General features: G+C 63.7%; 15 protein-coding genes. 7 read left to right on the forward strand and 8 right to left on the reverse strand.

The genetic code is table 11. From position 1 onward, the window contains the following. Positions 1–81 precede the first annotated feature (81 nt). The 3 genes from K7W03_RS05680 to K7W03_RS05690 form a co-directional block, all read right to left on the reverse strand. Positions 82–1,542, reverse strand: coding sequence for a mannose-1-phosphate guanylyltransferase/mannose-6-phosphate isomerase (locus K7W03_RS05680; protein ID WP_140042548.1), 1,461 nt, complete (start codon positions 1,540–1,542; stop codon positions 82–84). Between the two features lie 122 nt (positions 1,543–1,664). Then, complete coding sequence (locus tag K7W03_RS05685) at positions 1,665–1,937, reverse strand: zf-TFIIB domain-containing protein (protein ID WP_025552169.1); 273 nt, start codon at positions 1,935–1,937, stop codon at positions 1,665–1,667. A gap of 5 nt (positions 1,938–1,942) precedes the next feature. Further along, positions 1,943–2,635: a Bax inhibitor-1/YccA family protein gene (locus K7W03_RS05690; protein WP_044660334.1), complete on the reverse strand. Its 693-nt coding sequence runs from the start codon at positions 2,633–2,635 to the stop codon at positions 1,943–1,945. 315 nt (positions 2,636–2,950) lie between these two features. Here K7W03_RS05690 and cysS point away from each other — a divergent pair, with 315 nt between their 5' ends. From cysS to K7W03_RS05710, 4 genes are all read left to right on the forward strand, one after another. Continuing rightward, complete coding sequence (cysS, locus tag K7W03_RS05695; protein ID WP_222885748.1) at positions 2,951–4,486, forward strand: cysteine--tRNA ligase; 1,536 nt, start codon at positions 2,951–2,953, stop codon at positions 4,484–4,486. Positions 4,487–4,610: 124 nt separating this feature from the next. Continuing rightward, positions 4,611–4,928: a Rap1a/Tai family immunity protein gene (locus K7W03_RS05700; RefSeq protein ID WP_044662810.1), complete on the forward strand. Its 318-nt coding sequence runs from the start codon at positions 4,611–4,613 to the stop codon at positions 4,926–4,928. Between the two features lie 91 nt (positions 4,929–5,019). After that, positions 5,020–6,390 carry a class II 3-deoxy-7-phosphoheptulonate synthase gene (locus K7W03_RS05705; protein ID WP_044660337.1) on the forward strand — a complete coding sequence of 457 codons (1,371 nt, stop codon included), beginning with the start codon at positions 5,020–5,022 and terminating at the stop codon, positions 6,388–6,390. Positions 6,391–6,754: 364 nt separating this feature from the next. Next, the gene (locus K7W03_RS05710) at positions 6,755–7,504 is read left to right on the forward strand and encodes a ParA family protein (protein WP_044660338.1); all 750 of its coding nucleotides are present in this window, start codon (positions 6,755–6,757) and stop codon (positions 7,502–7,504) included. 46 nt (positions 7,505–7,550) lie between these two features. Here K7W03_RS05710 and K7W03_RS05715 read toward each other — a convergent pair whose 3' ends face one another. The 3 genes from K7W03_RS05715 to dnaN all read right to left on the reverse strand — a co-directional run bounded on the left by K7W03_RS05715 (position 7,551) and on the right by dnaN (position 12,835). Then, positions 7,551–8,771 carry an MBL fold metallo-hydrolase gene (locus K7W03_RS05715; protein WP_222885749.1) on the reverse strand — a complete coding sequence of 407 codons (1,221 nt, stop codon included), beginning with the start codon at positions 8,769–8,771 and terminating at the stop codon, positions 7,551–7,553. 208 nt (positions 8,772–8,979) lie between these two features. Then, entirely contained in the window at positions 8,980–11,589 is a 2,610-nt protein-coding gene (locus K7W03_RS05720) for an EAL domain-containing protein (RefSeq protein WP_103001218.1), read from the reverse strand. A 133-nt stretch (positions 11,590–11,722) separates the two neighbouring features. Further along, entirely contained in the window at positions 11,723–12,835 is a 1,113-nt protein-coding gene (gene dnaN, locus K7W03_RS05725) for a DNA polymerase III subunit beta (protein WP_044660341.1), read from the reverse strand. 151 nt (positions 12,836–12,986) lie between these two features. Here dnaN and K7W03_RS05730 point away from each other — a divergent pair, with 151 nt between their 5' ends. From K7W03_RS05730 to K7W03_RS05740, 3 genes are all read left to right on the forward strand, one after another. Beyond that, the gene (locus K7W03_RS05730; RefSeq protein WP_044660342.1) at positions 12,987–13,499 is read left to right on the forward strand and encodes a hypothetical protein; all 513 of its coding nucleotides are present in this window, start codon (positions 12,987–12,989) and stop codon (positions 13,497–13,499) included. Between the two features lie 59 nt (positions 13,500–13,558). Beyond that, positions 13,559–14,818, forward strand: a complete 1,260-nt coding sequence (gene rlmN, locus K7W03_RS05735; RefSeq protein WP_025549670.1) for a 23S rRNA (adenine(2503)-C(2))-methyltransferase RlmN — start codon at positions 13,559–13,561, stop codon at positions 14,816–14,818. Positions 14,819–14,925: 107 nt separating this feature from the next. Further along, complete coding sequence (locus K7W03_RS05740; RefSeq protein ID WP_025549671.1) at positions 14,926–15,351, forward strand: hypothetical protein; 426 nt, start codon at positions 14,926–14,928, stop codon at positions 15,349–15,351. A 136-nt stretch (positions 15,352–15,487) separates the two neighbouring features. On the opposite strand, the gene K7W03_RS05745 is transcribed toward K7W03_RS05740, so the two are convergent. Further along, entirely contained in the window at positions 15,488–16,003 is a 516-nt protein-coding gene (locus tag K7W03_RS05745; protein WP_137710235.1) for an outer membrane protein, read from the reverse strand. A 308-nt stretch (positions 16,004–16,311) separates the two neighbouring features. Further along, positions 16,312–16,818: a porin family protein gene (locus K7W03_RS05750; protein ID WP_044660344.1), complete on the reverse strand. Its 507-nt coding sequence runs from the start codon at positions 16,816–16,818 to the stop codon at positions 16,312–16,314. Positions 16,819–17,093 lie beyond the last annotated feature (275 nt).

The following is a 17,093-nucleotide window of genomic DNA, read 5'->3' on the forward strand; positions in this document are numbered from 1 at the left end:
CACGGAAAACCACCATTTTCGGCTCGTCATCTTCTGAATGTCGATTGGCTCTAATCCTTGAAGGCGCGGCGCGCCGGGAATTCACCCCCGCGCGTACCGGTCCTCATACCGAACGATGTCGTCTTCCCCCAGATAGGTTCCCGTCTGCACTTCGATGAACACGACGGGAATCTTCCCCGGATTCTCGACCCGATGCTTCGCCCCCGCCGGGACATAAAGCGACTGGTTTTCCGTCAGCAGCGTCACCTCTTCATTCACCGTGACCTTGGCCGTCCCTTCGACGACGATCCAATGTTCCGACCGATGGAAATGGCTCTGCAGGCTCAATGACTGCCCCGGCTGCACGACGATCCGCTTCACCTGGAAGCGCTCGCCCGCCAGCAGGCCCTCCACCCAACCCCATGGCCGGTGATCCTTGGGGAAACTTTCCGCCTGCGCGGCGCCCTTATTCTTGAGCGCCTCGACGGCCAGCTTCACATCCTGCGAGCGCGCCTTGTCCGCGATCAGCACCGCGTCGTTCATCGCCACCGCAATGATGTTGCTGAGCCCGATGCCGACCAGTTCCATGCCTTCACTGTCGGACCGCAGCAGCGTATCGCTGCAATCGATCGCCGTCGCCCCGCCGCTCACCGTCACTCCGGCCGTATCCGGACCGGCATGGCTCCACACCGCATCCCAGCCGCCCAGGTCGGACCAGCCAGAGCCATAGGGCACGACCGACAGATTGTCGGCCCGCTCCATGACGGCATAATCGATGGAAATGTCCGGCGCGCTGTCCCATGCTTGCGCCGCCAGCCGCAAAAAGCCCAGATCGCCTTCCGCCGCCTCGACCGCCGGCCGCACCGCCGCCAGCACGTCGGGCGCATGGGCCTCGAAGGCGGCGACCAGATCCTTCGCCGCAAACAGGAAAATCCCCGCATTCCAGAGATGATCGCCGCTCGCCAGCATCTCCGCCGCACGAACCGCATCGGGCTTTTCGACAAAGCGCGCCAGCTTGATCGGTTCGCCCGATCCATCCGGCCGGGCGACGACCTGCAAATAGCCATAGCCGGTTTCCGGCCGTGTCGGCTGAATGCCGAAAGTCACCAGATCGCCGGCATGCGCCGCCGCCAAGCCTTGGCTCACCGCCGCACGGAAGGCCTCTGCATCGGGCACCACATGGTCCGATGGCGCGACCAGCATCACCGCCTGCGGATCGTCCGCCATCAAATGCAGGGCCGCCGCCAATATGGCGGGCGCCGTGTTGCGCACCGAAGGCTCGATCATGATGGCCCGCGGATCGGCGCCCTCCTGCGCCAGTTGTTCGGCCACGATGAAGCGGAACGCCGCGTTGGTCAGGACGACAGGGCGGCCAAAGGCGAAACCCTCGCCCGCACCCGACAGCCGCCGCACCACGGAGCGGAACAGCGTCTCCTCGCCCAGCAGCGGCACGAACTGCTTGGGATAGGATTTGCGCGACAGGGGCCACAACCGCGTCCCCGATCCACCGGCCAATATGACTGGCGTAACCTGCTGAAATTCTTTTCCTTCGATACCCGGCATGCAACTCACTCGAACAAGGCGATCCCTCCCGATGGGACCATATCCGCCCCTCTTATCGCCATTCCGTGAAAGCACCTATGAAGAAGCCGAAAAAAAGCGGCCCGCACCGGGGCCGCTTATCGTCAGTCGAACAGCTCTTCGAGAAAGCTCTTCTTCCGCTTCTTCTGATAATATCGCCCGTCGTCGCGATGGTCGCGGTCCGGCCGATAGCTCGGCTGTGGAGCCGGAACCCCGCCCGCCGACCGTTCGATGATCTTGTCCAGTTCACCGCGGTCGAGCCAGACGCCCCGACATTGCGGGCAATAGTCGATCTCCACGCCCTGCCGGTCCGTCATGGAGAGCCCCACATGACAGACCGGGCAGAGCATGGCCGACACCGCGGCCTGATCCCGCATCCGGGTTACTCCCGCTCGCCGGTCAGGCTGAGCAGCATCTGGAACAGGTTGACGAAGTTCAGGTAGAGCGACAGCGCGCCCATCACCTGCATCTTCTGCGCGACTTCATGGCCGGCATAGGCGAAATATTCCGACTTGATGCGCTGCACGTCCCAGGCGGTCAGGCCAGTGAAGACCACCACGCCGATGATCGAGATGACCATCGCCATAGCCGACGAGCCGATGAAGATATTGATGAGGCTCGCTACCAATATGCCGATCAGGCCCATGATCAGGAACGACCCGAATTTCGACAGGTCGCGCCCGGTCGTATAGCCCCACAGCGCCATCGCCAGGAACATCACGGCGGCGGAGAAGAAGGCCTGCGCGATCGACCCGCCGGTGAAGACCAGGAAAATGCTGGCCAGCGACACGCCCATCACCGCCGAAAAGGCGTAGAAGGCCATGCGCGCGCCCGCCGTCGTCATCTTTTCGATGCGGAAGCTGAAGAAGAACACGAAGGCCAGCGGCGCGAAGATCGCCACCCATTTGAGCGGCGTGCCGAAGATCGCGGCGGCCAGCGCCGGCGTATTGCCGATGAAAGCGGCGACCAGCCCGGTGATTACCAGGCCGATGCCCATGTTGCGGAAAACGCCCAGCATGTGCGCGCGCAGCCCGGCGTCGGTCTGCGCCGTCTGGCTCGCACCATAGCCCGGCATACGAACGGGATTGTTCACGGCGTTATCACTCCATCCAAAAACAGTCTTGACGGATCGAGTGGCCCGGCGCGGTCTTCGTGCTACGTCAGAGGGGGGCAAACGCACACGAACCTGCACCGAGCACACTCGATGCGGTCCGACATCGCGGCTGGATGTCACATCCAACCGCCAGAGGGGCCCGGCCCGCACAAGCAATATCGGTGGGGCAACGCGCCATTGCAAGGGATGGCGCAGAGCGTCGGTCCGCCAGCAACAATTTATTACAAATGCCAAGGCCGGTTGACGCTTCGGCCCGATCGCCGCATGGCTGCGCCCATGAGCGACCAGTTCACACCCGCCCAGCAGCATGCCGATGCGCCTCTGCGCCTGTTCAACAGCCTGACGCGCACGGTGGAGGCCTTCGCCCCGATCGAGCCGAACCACGCCCGCGTCTATAGCTGCGGCCCGACGGTCTATAATTACGCCCATCTCGGCAACCTGCGCGCCTATGTCTTTACCGACACGCTGCGCCGCACCTTGCTGTGGAAGGGGCTCACCGTCACCCATATCATCAACATCACCGATGTCGGTCATCTGACGTCGGACGCGGATGCCGGCGACGACAAGATGGAAGCCGCCGCCCGTGCCCAGGCCAAGAGCATCTGGGACATAGCGGCGCATTATACCGAGGCTTTCAAGCAGAACATCGCCGACCTCAACATCATCCCGCCCAGCGAATGGACGGTCGCCACCGACTATGTCCCGCAGATGATCGCCTTTGCGGAGAAGATCGCGCCGGCCCATTGCTACGAACTGGAAACGGGTCTCTATTTCGACAGCAGCACCGTGCCTGATTATGGCGCGCTGGCCGGGGGGCGCGACGATGCCGCCCATGCCCGCATCGATCCCGTCGCGGGCAAGCGCAACCCCAGCGACTTTGCGATCTGGCGCAAGTCCCCGCCCGGCGAACAGCGCCAGATGGAATGGGACTCACCCTGGGGCAAGGGTGCGCCGGGCTGGCACCTCGAATGTTCGGTGATGAGCGAGGCGCGGCTTGGCCATCCGTTCGACATCCACACCGGCGGCATCGACCATCGCGAAATCCACCATCCCAATGAAATCGCGCAGAATCAGGCATTCCATGGCTGCTGCAGCGAAGCGGGCGCGGCGACCGCAGGCTTCACCGGCGCGAAATGGTGGATGCACAATAATTTCCTCGTCGACCGGCAGGGAAAGATGAGCAAGTCCAAGGGCGGCTTCACCACTCTCTTCTCGCTGATCGACGCGGGCGTGCATCCGCTTGCCTACCGCCTGCTGTGCCTGGGCGCGCATTATCGCAGCGAGTTGGAGTTCAGCGCGGACAGCGTCGGCGCAGCGCTCACCCGCCTGAAACGCCTCGTCATGGGTGTCGAAAACCTGAAGGCGCGGGCCGAGGGCGTGACATGGCAGTCGCTGCGGCTGGACTGGCTGCGCGCCAATCTCCACCCCAAGCTCGCGCCCTTGCTCGAACAGTTCGACGCGGCGATCAGCGACGACCTGATGACGCCCCGCGCGCTGCCGCTTCTGGAGGAGACCATCGCCATCAAGAAGGTGCCGGTGGACGAGAAGCTCTGCCTGCTCGCGGCCTTCGACCAGGCGCTGGGCCTCAACCTGCTGACCATCGGCCGCGCAGACCTGCGCATCCGGCCCGGGGACGCGGCGATCGCGCCCGAAGAGATCGAAGCCGAACTGGACCGTCGCCAGCAGGCGCGCGCCGAAAAGGACTTCGCCCTGTCTGACGAGATACGCGACGCCTTGATCGACCGGGGGGTCGAGGTGATGGACGGCGATCCGCTTCGCTGGGACTGGCGCCTCACCCTCAACACGGCATAAGGTTCCGGCGGCTGAGCCGGACCGTGCGGCGGATCAGCCGGCCCGTTTGTACATATGTCAGGCAAGCGGGCATATTCCGCGCATGCTAAAAGCCGCAACCGCAGCGTTCATGGGAATTGGCGCCATGACGATACCGACCGTCGCTGCGCCTGCGCAAAGCTATATGTTCGAGACGGGAACGACCCTGCTCGCCAAATGCCGCAACAAGGCGCCGGAATATGCCCTGGCCTGCACCGCCTATATCGTCGGCGCGGTGGACGGCATCAAGAAGGATGTGTTCATCGGCCGGGCCAAGCCCAATTGCTGGCCCGCCCAGATGAACGCGGAGGAAGTGAAGCGCATCGTCCTCACCTATCTGACCCGCTATCCCGACCAGCGGCAGGCGCCTGCCTCCGTCCTGGTCAGCGTGGCGCTCAACGAACATTATCCTTGCCAGAAATAACGTGCCCCCGCACGCCGCCGCTATAAACTTGCGTTAGCCACTGGTTGCGCGTAGGTGCGGCCCCTATTTTACGATCTTTGGGAGACTCGACGTGGCGGCGAAGTGGACGCCGGAAAGCTGGCGCAGCCAAAAGGGCATCCAGATGCCCGTCTATCGTGACGCCCAGGCGCTTGCCGCCGTGGAGGCTCAGCTCAGCCAGTTTCCCCCGCTCGTCTTTGCCGGCGAAGCGCGCAGCCTGAAGGCCGAACTCGCCAGGGTGACGAATGGCGAGGCGTTCCTGCTTCAGGGCGGCGATTGCGCGGAGAGCTTTGCGGAGTTCCATCCGAACAATATCCGCGACACCTTCCGCGTGCTGCTGCAGATGGCGGTAGTGCTGACCTTTGCGTCCAAGCTGCCGATCGTGAAAGTCGGCCGCATGGCGGGCCAGTTCGCCAAGCCGCGCTCCGCGGATACGGAGACGATCGGCGGCGTCGAACTGCCCAGCTATCGCGGCGACAATGTCAACGACATCGCCTTCACGGCGGAGGCGCGCGAACCCGACGCGGGGCGGATGATCCGCGCCTATAACCAGTCGGCGGCGACGCTCAACCTGCTGCGGGCCTTTTCGACCGGGGGCTATGCCAGCCTGGACCGGGTCCATGGCTGGATGCTGGATTTCATGGGCCGCAGCCCCTGGGCCGCGAAGTTCGAGGCGATGGCCGACCAGATCGGGCAGGCGCTCGACTTCATGCGCGCCTGCGGCCTGTCGCCCGAAACCGTGCCGCAATTGGGGGGAACGAGCTTCTACACCAGCCATGAGGCGCTGCTGCTGCCCTATGAGCAGGCGCTGACCCGGCAGGATTCGCTGACCGGCGACTGGTACGACACCTCCGCGCATATGCTGTGGATCGGGGATCGCACCCGGTTCGAAGGGTCGGCGCATGTCGAATATCTGCGCGGCATCGGCAATCCGATCGGCATGAAATGCGGCCCCAGTCTGGAGCCGGATGCGCTGATCCGCCTGCTGGACGTGCTGAACCCCAGCCGGGAAGCGGGCCGGATCACGCTCATCACCCGCTACGGCCATGACAAGATCGAGGCGGGCCTGCCCAGGCTGGTCCGCGCGGTGCTGAAGGAAGGCCATCCGGTGGTCTGGTCCTGCGACCCGATGCACGGCAATGTCATCAAGGCGGCCAATGGCTACAAGACGCGGCCGTTCGACCGCATCCTGGCGGAGGTGCGCGGTTTCTTCGCCGTTCACCGGGCGGAGGGCAGCTTCGGCGGCGGCATCCATGCCGAAATGACCGGCCAGAATGTGACGGAGTGCACCGGCGGCGCCGTGGCGATCACGGACGAAGGCCTTGCGGATCGTTACCACACCCATTGCGACCCGCGCCTCAACGCGGCGCAGAGCCTGGAACTCGCGTTCCTGCTCGCAGAAATGCTGAACGAGGAACTGAAGGAACGCCGGGCAGCCGCCTGATCCTTCGAAACGGAAATGATCCCGCCGCGACCATGCCTCGCGGCGGGATTTTTCTTGGCGCAATCCCCGGTGCTCGTTTGAGCGCCCTATGTCGCGGGAGCCGGATTAGCACCTCTTTCGCGCTGAGCTTGTCGAAGCGCCACTCTTCCTTGGGAAAGCGCAGGACGGCGACAGGCTCAGTCCGAACGGATGGGCATGGACGAGGAATGATCGGCACTGGCCATCGAAACCCGCCAGCGGACCAATCCATCATCCTCTTCGACGGCGGGCTGGTAATCGATGGTCCGGCCGCGTCTGTCACATGCACGTAACAATCCCATGATTCAGCCCTTGCTTTGGCGGTGCAGCAAGATAGCCTCCGCATATGGCAAAGGAACCGCAAGTGGCGACCATCGCCGTCTACAGCCTGAAGGGCGGGGTCGGGAAAACCACCTTCGCGATCAACCTCGCCTGGGCATCCGCAAGCATTTCGAAACGGCGGACATTGCTGTGGGATCTCGACCCACAGGCTGCGTCGAGCTGGCTGATCTCCACGGACAGCGAAAGCCGCGACGCCGCGCAGGCGATCTTCAGCAAGGATGTGGAGGTCCGCAAGCTGATCCAACCCTCGACGGTGCAGGGCCTCGACCTGATCGCCGCCGACACCTCGCTGCGCAGCCTCGACCATCTGTTCCGGGAGATGGACAAGAAGAAGCGTCTCGCCAAGCTGATCGAGAGCCTGGGCAAGGATTATGACCGGATCATCCTGGATTGTCCGCCCGGCCTCACCGAAACCAGCGAGCAGGTGCTGCGTGCGGCGGACATGATCGTCATTCCGGTCATCCCCTCCCCCCTCGCCCAACGCGCCATGGGGGAGGTCGCCCGCTATCTGGTGCAGCGCGGCGGCAGCCATCCGCCGATCATGCCGGTCTATTCCATGGTCGACCGCCGCCGTGGTCTGCATCGCGCGGCCCTGGAATCCCAGCCCGGCTGGCCGGCCATTCCCATGGCCAGCGCGGTCGAACAAATGGCTGTCCGCCGCAAACCGCTGGGCGCCTTCGCGGCCTCATCCCCATCCGCCCAGGCCTTTGCCGGACTTTGGACGACGATCGAGCGGCAGCTCCAGAAACATTAGGGCGGCGACAGGATTTGGCGGGTTACCGCCTGCCAACAGCCTCCGCCTACTTCAACCTCGCGATCGCGCCCGGATCGCACCGCTTCTCCCCGTGCGGCACGGGCGACCAGCCGGGCACCAGGATCGACTGCCCGACCCGAAGGGGCGCAAAACGCCGCCGTTCAATGCCTGCGCAACGCAGTTGGAGTTCCAGCATTTTGGGCGGGGTATCCCATTTCTCGTAGGAAAGGCGGAACGTCCCCCAATGGATGGGAATGGCGGTCGAGGCCTTGAGCTTTTCGAAAATCTGCACGGCCTGTTCCGGCCCGACATGGGAATCCGACTGCATTTGTCCGGGATGGAAGCGGAAGGCGCCAATCGGGATCATCGCCAGCCTGATCGGCCCCAGCCGCGCCGCGTCCGCGGGCCAGGCCATATCGCCAGCGCCCGTGTCGCCCGCGAAGAAGATATTGCCCGCCCGCGTTCTGACGAAGAAGCTCGACCAGAGCGCCCGGCTGCGGTCAGTGCCCCAGCGGCTGCTCCAATGATGGTTGCGCAGCACATGAACGCGATAATCCGGGCAATGCTCATAATTTTCGCACTGGATCACCGTGCCGTCGCCCAGGCCGTTCAACGCCGCGCCGCTTATCGATTGCCCCCAGTCGAGCGCCGTCGACGGAATGCCGTTGGCCTTCAGGATCGCGTCATTGCCCAGGCTGGTGACGATCTTCGGCCTGTCCCGTTTCCACAGCCTTTTCAGCGTGGGGATGTCCATATGGTCGTAATGATTGTGGCTGAGGAGGATGAGATCGATCCTCGGCAGATCGTCGAAGCGCACGCCCGGCTGCGCCACCCGCCGGGGCCCCAGGGGCGGAAAGGGGCTGGCATGGTCGGACCAGATCGGATCGGTGAGGATATTGAGGCCCGCCGCCTGCACGAGTACGGTGGCATGTCCCACCCAGGTGGCGATCATGCCACGCGGCGCCGCGAAGGCAGGCGGGCGCGAAGGCTTGACCGCCACCATGTCGGGCCATGAGGGCCGGTCGTCCTGACCCAGCAGCCACCGCGCGATGAAAGCGCGCGGGTTGCCGCCCGCCGGTGCGGTAGAGCGGATTTCCCCATCGGGATTGAAGAAGCGTTCCCCGTCATAATGGCGGCTGACCGGCCCCTCATAATAGATGCGGTCGAGAAAGGGTGGAACGACCGTCACCGCCAGGCACAGGGCCACAACCAGAAACAGCAGCGCAGCGCCCAAGCCTTTGACGATTTTCCCGACGATGCGGCCCATGCCGTCTCCCGCTCCGATGACCGGACGGACATAGCGCGGTTCAAGGTATCGGCAAGCGTGGAGATGGAGGAAGGGGCAAGAGTGGAGAGCGGACGTTGATGTTGGTCTGGGTAAAGCATGCTCCTGCGCGGGAGCACCGCGCGCCTAATGGCGGAACCCGACTATCTCCGTCGCCCCACACCCAGCCATCCTGACCCGCCTCGCATCCTCAGGATGCCATGGAACGAGGCACGGCGCGCAATGTCGACGGGTTGATCGCCTGGACGAATTCCACCCCCAGCCGGTCGTCCTTGGACCATCGCGCGATGGCGTTGACGGTCTGGTTGTCGCCCAGTTCGATGGCGAACAGCGTGCCCTCCGGCACGTTCCACAGGCCCTCCAACTGCGCACCCGTGGCGGAGATGTTGCGGATGCGCCCGGTATAGACATGACCGTCATGGTGCACGGCCACGGTACGCAACATGGTCTTGCGTTCCGTCCGGCTCGACTGGAAGCCCTGCGGCGCGACCACGCCGCCATGGCGGTGTTGCTGGACCAGCACGTCCGCCGCCGGCAGCGGGCGGCCATAGACATAGCCCTGGATATGGCTGCACCCCAGGTTGCGGATCAGCGCGAGTTCATCCTGCGTCTCCGCCCCTTCGGCCGTGGTGTCCATGCCCAGCGCTTCGGCCAGGCTGACGATCGCCTTGATGATCGCGCTGTTGGGGCTGCCCTTGATCGCGGCGCCGCGCACGAAGCTCTGGTCGATCTTGATCTTGTCGAACGGCGCTTTCTTGAGATAGCCGAGCGAGGAATAGCCGGTGCCGAAATCGTCGAGCGCCAGTCGCACCCCGATGCCCTTCAGCCGGGAGAACATCGAGTCCGTGCCATCATCATCGTTCAAGAACACGCTTTCGGTGATCTCCAGCTCCAGTCGCTGGGCCGCCAGCCCCGAGGCGGCGAGCGCATTCATGACGATCGAGGGCAGGCCGTGATTGGCGAACTGGATCGGGGAGACGTTGACGGCCACCCTAACCCCGTCGGCCCACTGCGCCGCATCGCGGCAGGCGGTGCGGAGCACCCATTCACCGATCGGGCCGATCAGGCCGCTTTCCTCCGCAATGGGGATAAACAGCGTGGGAGAGATCGCGCCGCGCACCGGATGCTGCCAGCGCAGCAGCGCTTCATAGCCGGTAATCTGCTCGGTCCGGGAGGAAACCACCGGCTGATAGACGAGGTGCAGGGCGTTTTCGACCAGCGCCTTGCGCAGATCCTCCTCCAACTGGCGGCGATCCTCGGCATCGGCATGCATCTCCGGGGAATAGAAGCGATAGATGCCGCGCCCGTCCCCCTTGGCGGCGTAGAGCGCAAGATCGGCATTGCGGATAAGTTCCTCGGCCGTCACCCCATCCTGCGGGCAGAAGGAAATGCCGATCGACACCCCGATGACGACCGCCGTTCCCTCCACCGTATAGGGCTGGGACACATCGGTGATGATCGCCCGCGCCAAATGGTCCAGGGTGATCTTGTCGGGTCGTCCGGGCAGCAGGATCTTGAATTCATCGCCGCCCTGACGTCCGACCAGCCCCTTGTTGCCGACCACGCGCCGGATACGCTCGCTGACCTGGCGCAGCAGCGCATCGCCAGCCGGATGGCCCAGCGTGTCGTTGACGATCTTGAACCGGTCGAGGTCCAGCATCATCAGCGTGCAGTCACGCGGCTGCCCGTTCTTGCCCGCGACCGCCTGCTCCAGGGAGCGCATCATCTGCACCCGGTTGGCAAGGCCGGTCAGCGAATCATATTGGGCGAGCCGCGTCACCTCCGCCTGGCTGCGGCGCATTTCGGTAAGGTCCGTGCCGCTGCCCCGGAAGCCGTGGAACTGGCCGAATTCATTGAACACCGGCTGGCCGGAGATCGACCACCAGCGCTCGTCCTTCGCCATCGCGGCGCGGACGGGAATTTCGGCAAAGCCGGTGCGCGCCGACAGGTGGAACCCCAATGTGCGCTCGCCATCGCCATCCTGCCGGTCGCCGGGACGGATGATTTCCGTGATCGGGCGGCCGATCAGCGCATCGTTGCCCAGCCCCAAGGTGCGGGCCAATGTGTCGGAAATATAGACGATGCACCCGTGGCGGTCGGTTTCCCAGAACCAGCCGCGACCTGACTGTTCATAGTCATGGAGCAGCCGGTCGGAGCGCTGGGCCCTCAAATCCCGCTGATGGAAGGCGATGGCGCGGTTCATGTCGGCATGCGCCTGGCGCAGCGCGGCGACCAGCATCGCGGCTATGCAACTGATCAACAGGCCGACCTGCGCGAAATCGCCCCGATGCAGGATGGAGGCGATCAGCAGGCCGCAGAAATAGCTGACACCCAACAGGCGCCGGTCGCCGAAGATCGACACGGCCATCAACGCGACCGCCATTTCCGCGGCCAGATTGCGCGAAGGCTCGCCGGCGATCAGCGACGGCCCCAGCATCAGGCTGAAGCTGAGGCCCGAGAGCAGCACCATCGGCAGCATCAGCCATTTCTGGTGATGTGGCCGCAAAAGCTGGAACCGGGCTCCGCGCGGCACGACGATGGCAATGCCGTCGACCAGCAGCATGGCCGCCAGGGCAACGGCATGGCCGACATTGCCCTCATCATAGAAAGGCACATGCAGCAGAGCGGTGATGCAGAGCTTCCCCAGCAGGACAAGCGGCCAGAGCCGGGCGATATGGACGAAGGTGCCGGAAATCCAGGAAGCGTCGACGGCAGCCCCGCTTTCGGCAAGGCCAAGCGCCGCGACCAGATCGGTCCGCCGCGTATGCAGTTCTGCCAGGTTCGCCCGCAAGGAAGTCATATTCCCTGCGTAACGACAAGAGATTGAAAGAAACTTACCCGACAGGCAAGGTCTGCGGCGGGTGGTTTCCCGCCACTAATCCCCGCCCCTGAAGGGGAGGGGAAGCGTCAATGTCCGCAACCGGGCAAAACCCTCAAACGCGCATGGGCATCAGCACATAGAGCGCGGGGCTGCGATCATCTTCGCGGATCAGCGTCGGCGCAGCGGCGTCGGCCAGGTGCAGTTCGACCAGATCACTGTCGATCTGGCCCAGGATGTCGAGCAGATAACGGGCGTTGAAACCGATGTCGAAGCCCTCGCCCTGGAAGGCCCCGGGGACTTCCTCGGCTGCCGTGCCGTTTTCCGGGCTGGTGACGGAAAGGGTGATCTTGTCGCGGTCCAGCGTCATCTTGACGGCGCGGGTCTTTTCGGTGGCGATGGTCGCCACGCGGTCCACGCCTTCCTCGAAGCTGCGCGGATCGATCTTCAGCAGCTTGTCGTTGGCGGTCGGGATGACGCGGCTGTAATCAGGGAAGGTGCCATCGATCAGCTTGCTGGTCAGGATGGCGCTGCCCAGGCCGAAGCGGATCTTGCTCGCCGACAGCGAAATCTGCACAGAGCCTTCCACCTCGTCGAGCAGCTTGCGCAGTTCCCCGATGCACTTCCTCGGCACGATGATGCCCGGCATGCCGTCCGCGCCGTCGGGTCGCGGCACGGTGACGCGCGCCAGGCGATGGCCGTCGGTCGCCGCCGCCTTCAGCACAGGCTGTCCCTCGTCCGAAACGTGGAAATAGATGCCGTTCAGATAATAGCGCGTCTCTTCGGTCGAGATGGCGAAGCGCGTCTTGTCGATGATCTGCTTCAGCGTTTCGGCGGGCAGTTCGAAGCTGGTCGGCAGGTCGCCTTCCGCGATCACCGGGAAGTCGTCGCGCGGCAGGGTCGACAGGTTGAAGCGGGCGCGGCCTGCCTGGATCAGCATCTTGCCCTCGGCCGCCTGGAGCGAGACCTGGCTGCCTTCGGGCAGCTTGCGCGCGATGTCGAACAGGGTGTGCGCCGAAATGGTGGTCGCGCCGGGCTGTTCCACCTGGGCGGCGACGCTTTCGACGATCTGGAGGTCGAGGTCGGTCGCCATCAGCTTGATCGCACCATCGGCCGATGCTTCGATCAGCACGTTGGACAGGATCGGAATCGTGTTGCGCCGCTCGACCACCGACTGGACGTGGCTGAGGCTCTTGAGCAGCGTTGCGCGTTCGATGGTGGCCTTCATGTCCCTGTTCTGTCCGTTTCTTTTCTGCGCAAAGCCCGAACTCGGTCGAATCCGGGCGACAATGATGGATGATCCTTCATAGCCGCTGTGACGGCCCCTGCAAGCGCTGGGTGATCGTTTCGTTTGCCAAAGGGTTGCAAAAGGGAACAGCATGCGCTTTGCCGGGGATGTGAAAGCTCCATGGCCCCTCGCCCTCCCCCTGATGATCATGGCCACGGCCGCGCAGGCGCGGGACTCTCTGGGCGTGTTCGAGGCGTGGGGGGCGTTTCGCGATCCGACCCCATCCCAATCCGGTGGCCCCCGTTGCTATGCGATCGCCATGCCCGTCGCAGCGGGATCGGAGGGCTTTGCGGCGGTCGGGAGCTGGCCGCGCCAATCGGTGCGGGGGCAGGTGCATTTCCGCTTGAGCAGGATGCGAATGGGGGACGCTGCGGTGATTCTGAATGTGGGGGATCGGCGCTTTACGCTGGTGGCGGGGCAGGTGGATGCCTGGGCGCCCGATGCGCGGGCGGATGCAGCAATCATCGCGGCGATGCGCTCCGCCACCAGCATGAGTGTGCAGACGCGGGATGCGCGTGGGCGGGGCTTTGCGGACACCTATGCGTTGCGCGGAGCGGCTACGGCGATCGATGCCGCGGCGCTGGGGTGCGCGCGATTGCGGTGAGGGGCGTGCGCCATTCACCGCCCTTCCAAAATCCCCCAAAATCCGCTATGGGCGCGGCCATGCAGACAGCCGCCAACCCCTTGATGCCGATTCCCGGCGCTATCGACCCTGTGCCCGTGCCCCGCGCGGTGACGCCTCGTGAGGATGGGCGCGTCGACCTGATGGGGCTGTCGCGGCCGCAGATCAAGGGCGTGCTGGAGGAATCGGGGCTCGATACCAGGCAGGCGAAACTGCGGTCCAAGCAATTGTTCCACTGGCTCTACCATCGCGGCGAGACCGATTTCGACGCCATGACCGACCTTGCCAAACCGATGCGCGGCTGGATGGCGGAGCGCTTCGTCATCGGTCGTCCGCAGGTCGTGGAGGCGCAGGTCTCAAGCGACGGCACGCGCAAATGGCTGCTGCGCTCCGACGACGGGCAGGATTATGAGATGGTGTTCATCCCGGACGCGGACCGGGGGACGCTGTGCGTATCGAGCCAGGTGGGCTGCACGCTCAACTGCCGTTTCTGCCATACGGGCACGATGCGGCTGGTGCGCAACCTGACGCCGGGCGAGATTGTGGGCCAGGTGATGCTGGCGCGCGATGCATTGGGCGAGTGGCCCAAGGGCAGCATGGCGTCCGCCAATGACGATGAAGCCGACGATGCGCCGCAATATACGACCGATGGCCGCATGCTGACCAATATCGTGATGATGGGCATGGGCGAGCCGCTCTATAATTTCGACCATGTGCGCGATGCGCTGAAGGTCGTGATGGACGGCGATGGACTTGCCCTGTCGAAGCGGCGCATCACCCTCTCCACCTCCGGCGTTGTGCCGATGATGGCGCGGGCGGGCGAGGAGATCGGCGTCAACCTCGCCGTGTCGCTGCACGCCGTGACGAAGGATGTGCGCGACGAGCTGGTGCCGCTCAACAGGAAGTTCGGCATCGATCAGCTTTTGCAGGCCTGCGCCGACTATCCGGGGGCGAACAATGCGCGGCGCATCACCTTCGAATATGTCATGATCAAGGACAAGAATGACAGCGACGAGGATGCGCGCGAGCTGGTCCGGCTGCTTCGCCAGTACAAGCTGCCGGCGAAGGTCAATCTGATCCCGTTCAACCCCTGGCCGGGCACGGATTATGAATGCTCGACGCCCGAGCGGATCAGGCGCTTTTCCGACATCGTGTTCGAAGGCGGGATTTCCGCGCCGGTGCGCACACCGCGCGGGCGGGACATCATGGCCGCCTGCGGCCAGCTCAAGTCCGCTTCCGAGAAGAAAAGCCGGGCGGAGCTGGACCGGCTGGAGGCGGAGAAGCAAGCGGCGCTCGGATAGAGCGGGGCCGATGACCTGCGCCTTTGCGGCGCGAGATGCAACCCCCGCCCGGACGGCGGGGTTTTTCTTGTCGGCTTCGTCCGGGCGGCATGAAAGGATGGATGACAATGACGGACGAAGAGATCGAGCGGATCGCCAGCGGCTTTTGCGCGCGGACGCTGCCCAAGGAGGAGTGGACGCATGGCGCGCATTTCGCGACGGCCCTGTGGCTCATGCTGCGGCGGACGGACATGCTGGCCGAGCGGGACATGCCCGGGATGATCGCGGCCTATAACGAGAGCATGGGCGGCGTGAACAGCGACAGCGCCGGCTATCATGAGACGATTACCATGGCATCGCTGAAGGCGGCGCGGGCCGTGCTGGCGGGCTTGCCAGGCGAACCGTCGCCGGCGGAGGCCTTTGCGGCGCTGATGCGTTCGCCCATGGCCGACAAGGACTGGCTGTTCGCCTATTGGTCGCGCGAGCGGCTGATGTCGACGGAAGCGCGGCGGCGCTGGGTGGAACCGGACCTGACGCCTCTCCCCTGGGCTTAGGGTTTGTGCTGTTTCTGTTGGGCCGTGTTCCTGTGAAGGCAGGAAAAATGGGGCGTATCATTGGAACGGTGTGAGCAAGCATAGGAAAAGGGCGGCCCCAGCCGGGACCGCCCTTTCCTGTTCTATCCGAGAGGAATTAGAAGCGGAAGCCGATGCCGACGACACCGGCATCGCGGCCGCCAAAGTCAGCTTCATATTCGGTGCGCTGATATTCAGCAGAGATGTAGGTGTTGCCGGTCACAGCGAATTCCACGCCGCCTCCGTAACGAACGCCTTCCAGGTTGCCGAAGTCGCCCTCAACCGTGTCTTCGAAGCGGGTGGTGGCATAGCCGACCTTGCCGAAGGCCAGAACGCGCGGAGTAACGACATAACCGAGGCGAATCGAAGCAGCCAGATCGCGGCTCACGTCGATGCCGAAATTGTCATCGGCAGTGGAATCGCTGAACGACACTTCCGGGCCAAAAGTAATGCGCGGTGCGACAGCCAGATCGTAACCGGTGCTGACGCCATAGCTGAAGCCTTCTTCGCCGCCAACTTTGTCGTAGCCCAGCGTCACGCCGGCGCGCGGGCCGGTGAAGGGCGCGGCGTCCTGAGCGAAAGCGGGAGCGGAAACGGCGGCAGCAGCAAGGGCTGCGAAAATCACAGTCTTCATAAAATCCTCATGTCATCAGAAACGAACAGTCCGGTGATGTGGACTGCCGCTTGTTCTTTTTACGGGGATGACGTTGCGTGTCGTTATTTCATCGTCATTTGGAATACCGAGATAATTCGGTTCATCCCCCCGTCCTGCACGCAGCGACATGCATCGCTGACGGCGCGCATATGTAACGCGATCGTGATTGTTGCAATATGGATATGAACTTTACAAATGTATGATGCTTTTCCGCAACAGTATGAGTTTGCATGAAAATGGGGCGGCCCCAGCGGGACCGCCCCTTGTCATACCCAGCGGCACCCAACTCAGAAGCGGAAGCCGATCCCCACCACGCCCGCATCGCGGCCGCCGAAATTGTCTTCATATTCGGTCCGCTGATATTCGGCCGAAATATAGGTGCGCGGAGTCACCGAATATTCGAGGCCACCGCCATAGCGCACGCCTTCCAGCGTCTGGTGGTCGCCAGGGACTTCGAAGCGGCTGTTGGCGTATCCTACCTTGCCGAACGCCAGCACCTGCGGCGTCACGACATAGCCAAGGCGCACCGATGCGGCGAGATCGCGGCTCGCATCCACGCCACTGAACTTCGCCGTTGACTCGCTGAGCGAGACTTCCGGACCGAAGGTCACATGCGGGGTGACGGCCAGATCATAGCCGGTCGACACGCCATAGCTGAAGCCGTCGTCACCCTGAACCTTGTCATAGCCCATGGTAATGCCGGCGCGCGGACCAGTAAAAGGCGCGGCATCCTGAGCAAAGGCAGGAACAGAAACGGTGGCAGCAGCAATCGCTGCGATAATCGCAGTTTTCATGGTATTCCTCATGACTTGTTCGATACCCTGAACCGGGTGAGATCGATTTATGTTCTCAATCGGTTTTTAAAAGAGACGGATCTGATAAATATTTTCATATCATCCCTATTGAACTTACAGGGCATCTATCCATAGGAGCTTCAAAAATCCGGAAACTTTACTCGATCCCGGCAGCGGCGCTTATAGACCCGCAATCTGGCTCCCACATGAACGGGATCATGAAAAATGATTCATGCGCGTAACGGCATCGTCCTTTTTGACGCTGTTGGTGCAAA

Source organism: Sphingobium sp. PNB (assembly GCF_019873065.1).
Classification (GTDB): Bacteria; Pseudomonadota; Alphaproteobacteria; order Sphingomonadales; family Sphingomonadaceae; genus Sphingobium; species Sphingobium fuliginis.

Bases quoted from the DNA above. Each gene is read 5' to 3' on its own strand.
- K7W03_RS05745 (WP_137710235.1), bottom strand. From the start codon at position 16,003: ATGAAGACTGTGATTTTCGCAGCCCTTGCTGCTGCCGCCGTTTCCGCT.
- K7W03_RS05680 (WP_140042548.1), bottom strand. From the start codon at position 1,542: ATGCCGGGTATCGAAGGAAAAGAATTTCAGCAGGTTACGCCAGTCATA.
- dnaN (WP_044660341.1), bottom strand. From the start codon at position 12,835: ATGAAGGCCACCATCGAACGCGCAACGCTGCTCAAGAGCCTCAGCCAC.
- K7W03_RS05715 (WP_222885749.1), bottom strand. From the start codon at position 8,771: ATGGGCCGCATCGTCGGGAAAATCGTCAAAGGCTTGGGCGCTGCGCTG.
- K7W03_RS05720 (WP_103001218.1), bottom strand. From the start codon at position 11,589: ATGACTTCCTTGCGGGCGAACCTGGCAGAACTGCATACGCGGCGGACC.
- K7W03_RS05710 (WP_044660338.1), top strand. From the start codon at position 6,755: ATGGCAAAGGAACCGCAAGTGGCGACCATCGCCGTCTACAGCCTGAAG.
- K7W03_RS05740 (WP_025549671.1), top strand. From the start codon at position 14,926: ATGACGGACGAAGAGATCGAGCGGATCGCCAGCGGCTTTTGCGCGCGG.
- K7W03_RS05700 (WP_044662810.1), top strand. From the start codon at position 4,611: ATGACGATACCGACCGTCGCTGCGCCTGCGCAAAGCTATATGTTCGAG.
- K7W03_RS05750 (WP_044660344.1), bottom strand. From the start codon at position 16,818: ATGAAAACTGCGATTATCGCAGCGATTGCTGCTGCCACCGTTTCTGTT.
- K7W03_RS05685 (WP_025552169.1), bottom strand. From the start codon at position 1,937: ATGCGGGATCAGGCCGCGGTGTCGGCCATGCTCTGCCCGGTCTGTCAT.
- K7W03_RS05690 (WP_044660334.1), bottom strand. From the start codon at position 2,635: ATGCCGGGCTATGGTGCGAGCCAGACGGCGCAGACCGACGCCGGGCTG.
- rlmN (WP_025549670.1), top strand. From the start codon at position 13,559: ATGCAGACAGCCGCCAACCCCTTGATGCCGATTCCCGGCGCTATCGAC.
- K7W03_RS05730 (WP_044660342.1), top strand. From the start codon at position 12,987: ATGCGCTTTGCCGGGGATGTGAAAGCTCCATGGCCCCTCGCCCTCCCC.
- cysS (WP_222885748.1), top strand. From the start codon at position 2,951: ATGAGCGACCAGTTCACACCCGCCCAGCAGCATGCCGATGCGCCTCTG.